This is a genomic window from Streptomyces sp. NPDC004561, assembly GCF_053602155.1.
On record NZ_JBSGDB010000835.1, the window covers coordinates 1 to 1,998 of the forward strand.

The window sequence follows — 1,998 nt, forward strand, 5'->3', positions numbered from 1 at the left end:
CAACCTGCTGCAGAAGGTGCAGCGGGAACTCGGCATCGCCTTCGTGTTCATCGCCCACGACCTCGCGATCGTGCGGCACTTCTCGCAGCGCGTCGCGGTGATGTACCTCGGCAAGATCGTCGAGGTAGCCGACCGCGAGGACCTGTACGAGAACCCGCGCCACCCCTACACCCGGGCCCTGCTCTCCGCCGTGCCCGAGGCGACGGTGGACGAGGAGCCGCGCGAGCGCATCCGCCTGGTCGGCGACGTGCCCTCCCCCATCAACCCGCCCTCCGGCTGCCGCTTCCGCACCCGCTGCTGGAAGGCGACGGAGAAGTGCGCGACCGAGGCCCCGCCGCTGGTCCAGGCCGACGGCAACAAGCCCGGCCACCTCACCGCATGCCACTATCCTGAGACCACGGAAGTCATCCCGGCTCCCCGTCTTCCCATGGACCCCGAGGCCGCGGCCTGACACACCCCTTTTCCGTCAGCCGTACCTCGCGGACGGACCTTCTCCGGCCCATTGACCCGAGCCCGTGAACGTCCGATCCAGGGACGAAGGCCCGTGCCTCCCCAAGGCGCGGGCCTTCGCTCTGTCCGGATCCCCGAACGCGGTGCGGCCCTCCCGACGGCTTCTCGGCGGGCAAGAGTTCGGGAAGTGCCGGGGAAACTGACGCACCGTTCAGGAACGTATGTCAGACTGCCGCGGTGGTGGATCACTCGTTCGCTGATCTCTCGCTCGCCGGGCTCTACGACAGCCTGAATCCCTGGGGACCGGGTGACGACTTCTACCTCGGTCTGGTGCGGGAGGCACGCTCGGTGCTGGATGTCGGCTGTGGCACCGGTCAGTTGCTGCGCAGAGCCCGGGCCGAGGGGCATCCGGGCCGGCTGATGGGGCTCGATCCGGCCGCCGCCATGCTCGTACAGGCGCGGCGGGCCCGGCCGGACGTGGAGTGGGTGCTCGGGGACACCCGGGTACGCCGGTGGGCGGCGGAGTTCGACCTCGTCGTGATGACCGGGCACGCCTTCCAGGAACTGGTCGGGGACGAGGAGATCCGCGGCTGTCTGCGCGCGGTCCGCGCGGCCCTCGGCTCCGAGGGGCGGTTCGTGTTCGAGACCCGCAATCCGGCGGCCCGCGCCTGGGAGCGGTGGACGCCGGAGCGGGTGCACGAGGCCACCGCCGCCGACGGGACCGCCGTACGGGTGTGGCACGAGGTCCGGGGCGACGGGCTCAGCGGGGGGCGGGTGCGCTTCACCGAGACCTTCGACAGCGACCGCTGGGCCGCCCCCCGGGTCAGCCACAGTGTGCTCCGCTTCCTGGACACCGAGGCGCTGCGGGGCTTCCTCACGGAGGCCGGCCTGACGGTGGCGGAGCAGTACGGGGACTGGGGGCGGGGGCCGTTGACCCCCGCCAGCCCGGAGATAGTCACCGTGGCGACGCCGGCCGGCGGGGGCCTGCGCTAGGGATCCCGCCGCGGACGCGATCCGCCGGACGGGCCCCGGTCCTCGCCGGTGCCGGAGCCGTCGTCCTAGTCCTCACCCGTGCCGGTGTCCTCCAGCGCCGCCAGCGCCGGGTCCAGGACGATGTCCTCGTCCCGGCCCTCGATCGTCGGCTCCTCCGGGAAGTGGCAGGCCGTCAGGTGGCTGTCGCGGTTCCCGGAGAGCTGGATCAGCGGCGGCTCCTCGGTCGCGCACTTGTCCTGGGCCTTCCAGCAGCGGGTGCGGAAGCGGCACCCGGAGGGCGGGGAGATGGGGGACGGCACGTCCCCGGCCAGGCGGATGCGCTCACGGGCGGCCGCGTCACCGTCGGCGAGGTTGACCTCGGGGACGGCGGACAGCAGGGCGTGGGTGTAGGGGTGGCGCGGGCGGGTGTAGATGGACTCGCGGTCGCCCACCTCGATGATCTTGCCGAGGTACATCACCGCGACCCGCTGCGAGAAGTGCCGGACCACCGCCAGGTCATGGGCGATGAAGAGGAACGCGATGCCCAGGTCGTTCTGCACCTGCTGGAGGAGGTTC

At 72.0% G+C, this 1,998-nt stretch carries 3 protein-coding genes; 2 read left to right on the forward strand and 1 reads right to left on the reverse strand.

Annotation, left to right across the window (positions count from 1 at the left end; genetic code table 11):
* Window positions 1–451, forward strand: a 451-nt coding sequence (locus ACWEN3_RS45875; protein WP_452984304.1) for an oligopeptide/dipeptide ABC transporter ATP-binding protein, incomplete at its 5' end; no start/stop codon positions are given.
* A gap of 236 nt (window positions 452–687) precedes the next feature.
* Window positions 688–1,443 carry a class I SAM-dependent methyltransferase gene (locus ACWEN3_RS45880; protein ID WP_452984305.1) on the forward strand — a complete coding sequence of 252 codons (756 nt, stop codon included), beginning with the start codon at window positions 688–690 and terminating at the stop codon, window positions 1,441–1,443.
* A 65-nt stretch (window positions 1,444–1,508) separates the two neighbouring features.
* On the opposite strand, the gene ACWEN3_RS45885 is transcribed toward ACWEN3_RS45880, so the two are convergent.
* A partial coding sequence (locus ACWEN3_RS45885) for an oligopeptide/dipeptide ABC transporter ATP-binding protein (protein WP_452984307.1) occupies window positions 1,509–1,998 on the reverse strand: 490 nt, incomplete at its 5' end.